Consider the following 7638-nt stretch of genomic DNA (forward strand, 5'->3'; position numbering starts at 1 on the left):
GAATAGCTCAGATACTTTCTGGCATAAGCACAAGTGCATTCAAGAAAGTTTAAGAATTACGGAACATAAAGGCCAGCTTTAACAGGTAAAATAAGACTTACAAACTTTTTCATAATTTAACCTCCTTTCCAATAGTTTTGATTTTTAAAAATATGATTTTTTTCTCACCTCCTTTCCCAATTTAAAAACTTGGGTTTTCAATCAAGTTTTCTAATTCCTTTAAAAATCTTGCTGCATCAGCACCGTCAATAACCCTATGATCATAGGAAAGAGAGAGGAAACCTATATCTCTTATGGAGAGTGTATTGTTATCAAAGATTCTAATTCCCTTTTTGATTCTACCAACTCCTAAAATCGCAACTTCTGGTGGATTTATAACAGGAGTAAATATATCTGTTGCCATCATTCCAAGATTGGTTATTGTGAATGTAGAATCCCTTATTTCTTCTGGTTTTAAAGATTCACTTCTCGCTTTAGATGCAATCTCTTTAAGTTTATTGTTTATTTCCTGAAGCGATAGGGAGTGAGTATTTTTTATGACTGGAACAATAAGACCTTTCTCCGTATCAACAGCAACTCCAATATTTACATGGGTGTAAATCTTCAAACTATCACCATCAAAGTGGGCATTGAATTTTTTAAATTTCTTCAAAACATTTGAAACAACAAATATTAATCCAGATGTGATACTAACATTCTTTTCATCTACTTTTTTTATAAATTCGGTAAAATCAACCTCCAAAATGTTTGTTACTGTTACTACTGTATGAAAGGATTTTGAAAGTCTCTCAGAGATGACTTTCCTTAAGCCTGAGAGTTTCTCTATTTTTACTTCCCCCGAGGAGGTGGAGGTGGAGAGGAACGGTAAGAGATCCCTTTTAACTATTCTTCCTCCAGGACCACTTCCTTTAACCTTTGATAGATCAATATTCATCTCCTTAGCTATTCTCCTTGCAAGAGGGGATATCTTTATCCGTTCCTCTCCCTTCCTCGAAGGAGGTGCTATCTCTTTCTTCTCCTCTTTTTCTCCTTCCTCTTCAATTAAGGCTATAACTTCTCCAACTTTATACTCTTTTCCTTCTTCTCCTATTATCTTTTTTACAATCCCACTTACAGGTGAAGCTACCTCATTTGTTATCTTCTCTGACGAAACTTCAAGCAGTGGTTCTCCTTTCTGAACCTTTTCACCCTCCTTTTTAAACCACTTCTCTATAAACCCCGTTTCCATTGTTAAACCAAATTTTGGCATTCTTACTTCATACATTTTTTACTCCAAGACCCTTTTAACGGCATTAATCACATCTTTATAATCTGGTGTTACAAACTCTTCAAGTGGTGGACTAAATGGCATAGGAACATTTCTCTCACCAATTCTTAAAATAGGTGCATCTAAATAGTCAAATGCTTCCTCCTGAACTACACTGGCAATTTCTGCTCCCCATCCAGCTCTCTTCCAGGTTTCGTGAGCAACCACAAGGTGGTTTGTCTTCTTTACAGACTCAATAACTCTCTCCTTATCCCAGGGAACCAATGTTCTTAAATCAATTACTTCAACACTTATCCCTTCTTTTTCCAACTCATCTGCTGCTTTTAATGACTCATGCACCATTCTTGACATAGCAACAACTGTTACATCCTTTCCCTCTCTTTTAATATCAGCAACTCCAAATGGAATTAAATATTCTTCCTCTGGAACTGGACCTTTTATTTTGTAAAGTCTCTTGTGCTCAAAACATATAACGGGGTCATCACTTCTTAATGCAGTTTTCATCAAACCTTTCATATCATAGGGTGTGGAGGGAATTATAATTTTTATCCCTGGCACATGCATGAATATTGTCTCTATTGATTCTGAATGCTGAGCTGCTGCTGATTGAGCTACACCATCAGGACCTCTTAAAACAAGGTGAAGTTTTCCCTGTCCCCCTGTCATGTATCTTATCTTCTCAATCTGTAGAGTTATTGATTGTATTCCTGTAAAGAGGAAGTCTGCAAAGTGAAATTCAACTACAGGACGCATCCCTACAAGGGCAGCACCCAACGCTGAACCGTAAATTACTTCTTCAGATATTGGTGTATCAAATATTCTGCCGGGAAATTTTCCCAAGAGTGATTTATAGGCACCAAATATACCTCCCTGTTTTGCAATGTCCTCCCCATATGTGAATATGGTAGGATCCCTTTCCATTTCCTCAAGGATTGCTTCACCCAATGCTTCTGAGAAAGTTATCTCTCTCATTCCTTACCTCCATTAATAATCATAACCAGTATCATCAACAAATAGGTCTGTTAGAGCATCCTCTGGTTTTGGCATAGGACTTTCTTCAGCAAACTTTACTGCTTCATCTATCTCTCTTTCAGATTCACTCCATATGGAGTCTCTTAGGTTTTTATTTAGAATCTTCATTTCAAAGAGTTTCTTTTCAAATCTTCCTATGGGTTCTTTGGATAAGAATTTTTCTATTTCTTCCTTCTTTCTATACAATTCAGGATCTCCAACAAAGTGCCCTTTCAACCTATAGGTTTTTGCTTCAATTAGAGAAGGACCTCCACCTTCCCTTGCTCTCCTTATAGCCTCTTTAGCAGCTTCATACACAGCTATAACATCATTTCCATCAACAGTAACACCTGGTATTCCGTAACCAACAGCTCTATCAGATATATTCTCAACAGATGTTGTTTCTTCTACTCTTGCTGTGGAGGCAAATCTATTATTTTCATTGACAAATACAACAGGAAGCTTATAGATAGATGCAAAGTTTAGACTTTCATGAAATGCACCTGTATTTGAAGCTCCATCTCCAAAGAATGCAACAACGACCTGATCACTTTTTTTGATTTTTATTCCCAATCCTGCACCTACAGCTATTGGTAATCCACCACCAACAACTCCATTGGCACCCAAAACACCTATATCAAAGCTCGCTATATGCATGGAACCACCTTTTCCTTTACAGTAACCTGTAACCTTACCGTAGAGTTCAGCCATCATCCTTTTTGTGTCTCCACCCTTGGCAATCATATGTCCGTGTCCTCTATGGGTACTTGTAATGTAGTCATCTTTTCTTAAATTTGCCATTACACCTGTAGCGATAGCTTCTTCTCCAATGTATAGATGGATGAACCCTGGAAGTTTACCCTCTAAAAATAATTTCTCTGCCCTCAACTCAAAAGTCCTTATTCGAACCATAGTTCTGTACAAATTTAACAGGAAGTCCTTTGAATATTCCATGAAAACCTCCTCTTTTCTTTCTGCCTATGATATGCAAATTTTATGCCAATATGGATAAATATTTGATTATGACTGCATTTGAAAGGTATAATGTGGGTAGGAGTGATTTTTCTCTCTCACATATATTTGTAAAATAATTTGACATGATATAAGAAAATACGCTAAAAACGGGATTTCTTTAGTGTAAATATCCTTTACAATTAAATCTCTATATTCCATTTAGAGATGAGTCTGTACACAGTTGGTCTTGAAACTCCCAGTATCTTTGCTGTTTTAGAGATATTCCAGTTTGTTTCCTTTAATGCCTTTAAGAGTGCAGATCTCTTTACCTCTTCTATTGATTGCACATCTATTTTTGATGAAAGCACTTCTTCAGGTAGATATCTTTCATCAAGAACATCTCCTTCACATATATTCAATGCTCTCTCAATTATATTCTCCAACTCTCTTACATTGCCAGGAAAATCATACTTTAAGAGTGGTTTTAGAAACGAATCATCTATTTTAATTTTTCTCTTTTGAAGTTTCTTAGAGAGTTTTTCTACAAAATGTTTAACAAGGAGAGGTATGTCCTCTCTCCTTTCCCTCAGTGGAGGTATCTTTATCTGGATGACATTTAGTCTATGGTATAGATCTTTCCTAAAGTTTCCTTTCTCTACCTCAGAAGATAAATCTCTGTTTGAGGCAGCTATCACCCTTACATCTACATCTATTGCTCTAACTCCTCCAATTCTTGTTACACTTCTATCCTGAAGCACTCTTAAGAGTTTAGACTGTAAACCTACAGGCATTTCCCCTATTTCGTCAAGAAAGACAGTCCCTCCATCTGCAAGCTCAAATTTTCCAGGCCTTCCATTTTTATCTGCTCCTGTAAAACTTCCAGGTTCATATCCAAAAAATTCACTCTCTGCAAGATCTCTTGGAATTGCACCGCAGTTTATAACAACAAATGGACCCCTTTTTCTCATTCCTTCATAATGAATTGCCTGCGCAAACATTTCTTTACCTGTTCCAGTTTCTCCAAGGATAAGTACATTGGAGTTAGATTTTGATGCGATTTTCGCTATCCTTATAGCTTCTCTTAGTTTTTTACTGTTACCCACAATGTCTGAGAATTTAAATTTTGCCTTTGCACCTATGTAGGATGTTACAAATTTTCTGACCCTGCTTATTTCTCTAAAGAAGTCAACCACACCCACAAATTTCCCCTTTTCATCCCTTACTACAACTGCTGTTTTTATAAAATGAAGGGTTCCCATAGATGGGCTATTTATGATAAACTCTCTATCTACATAACCTTTATGAGTTTTATAGACCGAGAGAATCACAGGTGTAAAATCGACCACATCACCTACAAACTTACCTATTGCTTTAGCGGAGTCTATACGCAAAATATCAGCAGCTTTTTCATTCATATAGAGAATTTTTGCGTTCTCATCAAGACACAAAACCCCATCTTTTATTCCTTCACTTATAATGTCAAGGTACTTCTTTGAAAGCTTTAAATTTTCTGTAGTTTCTCTCCACATAAGCTCCTTTTCTACCGCCTCTGCAAGGGAGGAAACTACAGCCAACGCATAATCTGGGTAATCACTTATCTTTGATGAAAGGGAGATTACACCATATATACTTCCTCTTAGATTGTGAACTGGAGCTGCGGCGCATGCCCATTCTTTTAATTCATCCAGATAGTGCTCTTCTCCAACCACTTCCACAGCTGCATCATGATCAATTGAGAGGTTTATGGCGGTTGTTCCAAAGAAATCCTCTTTTACAACAACACCTTCCCTTAAAAATTTTTCATCACTATTACGGGGTAGTACCTCAAGAACAACACCATCAGAGTCAACAAAAGAGATATACAGATTTTTTCTATTTAATTTTGAGAGAAAATTCTCCATTAAAGAGATGATAGAGGAGAGCCATATCCTGTTTTTAGCCCTTCTTTCACTTAATTTCTCTGGAGAGATTCTTGAAATTTTTAGCCTCGTTACACCTCTTGTCTCCATTTCTCTCCAGGAATTCATTATCTCTCTCTTTTTAATCATGATTGCTCAATCCCTCCTAATCTATTTCCTTAACATAATTAATTTTAAGATAGCGAATAAAATTTTCAAGTATTTTTCTCTTCAGTTCATCCATTGATAAAGGCTTTAAGTCTGTCAAATTTATGACTTCGCTTCTCACACTCTTAACAACACTTCTTGTATTTTTTGGATAGATCTCTTTCCATTTTATAACACTTCTCAATGTTTCAATATCGGTGTTCACAAGGATAGATGCATGATAAAGGAATGCGTTTCCTTTAATAGCCATTGCAGAACCTAACACCTTTTTCTCTTCTACAAATATTGAGTTTCTTACGCCGATGTATGCATTTATACCAAAACTCTTTATGCTCTCTAAAATTATCTCTGTAATTCCCCTTCCCTCTTCATAAAAATATTTTGAAAATATGTAAAGATTTTTGTTTTTGCAAAAGCTTATGTTCAAAGTTCCCTCATCGTGATAGACTGTTCCACCACCTGTAAATCTTCTTATAATCGGTATGTTTTTGCTTTTAATATAGTCAATATTTACTTCGTACTCCTCTTTCTGGAATTTTCCTATAACAACACACGGATTGTTTCTCCAAAAGCGTAGCACAAATGTATCATCATCACACATCTTAAGAATTTCCCTTTCCTTTTCAAAGTTTTTGTAAATATCAAGGGAGTTTGAATTTATTAAAATCAGTTTATTTTTTCTTTGAGTGGGGATGGAAGTTTTCATATATCCTCTTTAAATTCTCCCTGGTAAGATGAGTGTATATCTGTGTGGTGGAAAGTTTTGAGTGCCCAAGCAATTCCTGAACACTCCTTAAGTCTGCTCCTCCTGTTAAAAGGTGAGTTGCAAAGGTGTGCCTCAAGGTATGGGGGGTTACATTCTTATTTGGAACAACCTTTTTAGAATACTTCTTTATTACAAGTCTTATACCTCTATCTGTCAATGGTTTACCATTTCTATTTAAGAATAGATAACCATTTGCCTTTCTCCTTCTTTTTAAGTATTCTTTGAGGAGAAGTATTAGCTGATCAGGTAAAAATACAATCCTTTCTTTTTTCCCTTTACCAAAGACTTTTACTTCCCCCTTTTTTAAATCAAGATGAGAGACCTTTATTGAGATAAGTTCAGAAACTCTCACGCCTGTAGAGTAAAGAAAGAGGATAATTAATTTATCCCTTAATCCCAACAAAGTTTTTGAATCTGGGGCATTGATTAGTTTCACCATCTCTTCCTCTGTGAGAAATGTAGGGAGTTTCTTTTCCACTTTTGGAAGCTCCACCATAAGAAAAGGATTCCTTTTTACATAACTTTCCTTTGTAAGAAACTTAAAGAAACTTCTTATTCCAGATATCTTTCTTGCAATACTTTTTCTTGAGAGATTTTTTTCTTTTAACTCAAAGAGGAATTTTCTCAAATTGTCTCTACTAACTGTGTTAAAATCAAGTCCATTTCTCTTTAAAAAATCAATAAAATCAAGTATATCTCTTCTGTAAGCTCTTATGGTGTGGTTGGAAGAGTTTTTAAAGTTTTTAAGGTAAAAGAGAAAATTTGCAAGCAGTTTCTTCATTTCTTCTTCCTCTCTATTAACTTAAAGATAGCAAGTAGAGATCCCAATGTAAACATGGTTGAAAGAATTATTCCCCTTGTTGCATCTATAAAAAACCTTTCAGGAAGCAACACAATTAGTCTATCAGTTTCTGGATTTAAAAGCCAGAGTTCATTGTTAAAAAGCACTTCATGAAATTTAGTAAAAAGTGAATCAAATGGAACTATTAAAAAGATAAGTATAATGATAATCGTTGAATTTAAAGAATACATAAGGATTGAGGGCAAACTCTCAGCTTTCAAAAATATCAAAAAAATAATGAGAGAGAGAAAAGAAATTATCTTCACCCATTTAAAAATCCTTTTAACATCGTCCATATGTTTTATTTCCCGCTCATTGAAGAAATTTTTAAACCCTGGTATTTGAATATTGTCTCTCTTTCCCATGAGATACTCTGGAATAACTTGTCCAGCGTATCTAACAAATTTGGGATTTATTTTTAGTGTATTTTCGGGATGATAAAGAGAGAACTCCCTCAAATAGAAATTTTTTGAGAATCCAAACACCATTACAAAGAGAAGTATTAGAAAAATGGTTAATAAGAATGAGAGGAGAAGATTCTTCATCTTCTAAATAGAAGATTCAGTATTATTGTAAGTATGATTGATATTATTATGGAGGATACAATGGGTATATAGATGACCAGATTTTTCCTTCTTATTACTATATCTCCAGGGAGGGAACCAAGCCCTATCCTTCTTCCAAAGTACATTATTATTCCTGTAATTATTAAGATTATCCCAATCAAGATTAT

The 7638-nt window shown here is 35.2% G+C and carries 8 protein-coding genes; all 8 read right to left on the reverse strand.

Annotation, left to right across the window (positions count from 1 at the left end; genetic code table 11):
* Nucleotides 1-181 precede the first annotated feature (181 nt).
* Nucleotides 182-1264: a 2-oxo acid dehydrogenase subunit E2 gene (locus J7J33_00590; protein MCD6167792.1), complete on the reverse strand. Its 1083-nt coding sequence runs from the start codon at nt 1262-1264 to the stop codon at nt 182-184.
* A gap of 3 nt (nt 1265-1267) precedes the next feature.
* Nucleotides 1268-2239 (reverse strand): alpha-ketoacid dehydrogenase subunit beta, encoded by a 972-nt coding sequence (locus tag J7J33_00595; GenBank protein ID MCD6167793.1) that lies wholly within the window; start codon nt 2237-2239, stop codon nt 1268-1270.
* A 12-nt stretch (nt 2240-2251) separates the two neighbouring features.
* Nucleotides 2252-3232 (reverse strand): thiamine pyrophosphate-dependent dehydrogenase E1 component subunit alpha, encoded by a 981-nt coding sequence (locus J7J33_00600; GenBank protein MCD6167794.1) that lies wholly within the window; start codon nt 3230-3232, stop codon nt 2252-2254.
* 200 nt (nt 3233-3432) lie between these two features.
* The gene (locus J7J33_00605) at nt 3433-5280 is read right to left on the reverse strand and encodes a sigma 54-interacting transcriptional regulator (GenBank protein MCD6167795.1); all 1848 of its coding nucleotides are present in this window, start codon (nt 5278-5280) and stop codon (nt 3433-3435) included.
* 16 nt (nt 5281-5296) lie between these two features.
* Complete coding sequence (locus J7J33_00610; GenBank protein MCD6167796.1) at nt 5297-6004, reverse strand: lipoate--protein ligase family protein; 708 nt, start codon at nt 6002-6004, stop codon at nt 5297-5299.
* Entirely contained in the window at nt 5970-6845 is an 876-nt protein-coding gene (xerC, locus tag J7J33_00615) for a tyrosine recombinase XerC (protein MCD6167797.1), read from the reverse strand. Before xerC ends, J7J33_00610 begins: the two co-directional genes overlap by 35 nt.
* On the reverse strand, nt 6842-7450 hold the full coding sequence (locus J7J33_00620) for a TIGR01906 family membrane protein (protein MCD6167798.1): 609 nt from the start codon (nt 7448-7450) through the stop codon (nt 6842-6844). The genes xerC and J7J33_00620 overlap by 4 nt, the downstream gene beginning before the upstream one ends.
* Nucleotides 7447-7638 (reverse strand): DUF2905 family protein, encoded by a 192-nt coding sequence (locus tag J7J33_00625; GenBank protein MCD6167799.1) that lies wholly within the window; start codon nt 7636-7638, stop codon nt 7447-7449. The genes J7J33_00620 and J7J33_00625 overlap by 4 nt, the downstream gene beginning before the upstream one ends.

The sequence above is a fragment of the Caldisericia bacterium genome (assembly GCA_021158845.1).
Taxonomy (GTDB): Bacteria; Caldisericota; Caldisericia; order B22-G15; family B22-G15; genus B22-G15.

Coding starts and splice junctions, on each gene's coding strand:
- J7J33_00590 (MCD6167792.1), bottom strand. CDS start 1,264: ATGTATGAAGTAAGAATGCCAAAATTTGGTTTAACAATGGAAACGGGG.
- J7J33_00595 (MCD6167793.1), bottom strand. CDS start 2,239: ATGAGAGAGATAACTTTCTCAGAAGCATTGGGTGAAGCAATCCTTGAG.
- J7J33_00600 (MCD6167794.1), bottom strand. CDS start 3,232: ATGGAATATTCAAAGGACTTCCTGTTAAATTTGTACAGAACTATGGTT.
- J7J33_00605 (MCD6167795.1), bottom strand. CDS start 5,280: ATGATTAAAAAGAGAGAGATAATGAATTCCTGGAGAGAAATGGAGACA.
- J7J33_00610 (MCD6167796.1), bottom strand. CDS start 6,004: ATGAAAACTTCCATCCCCACTCAAAGAAAAAATAAACTGATTTTAATA.
- xerC (MCD6167797.1), bottom strand. CDS start 6,845: ATGAAGAAACTGCTTGCAAATTTTCTCTTTTACCTTAAAAACTTTAAA.
- J7J33_00620 (MCD6167798.1), bottom strand. CDS start 7,450: ATGAAGAATCTTCTCCTCTCATTCTTATTAACCATTTTTCTAATACTT.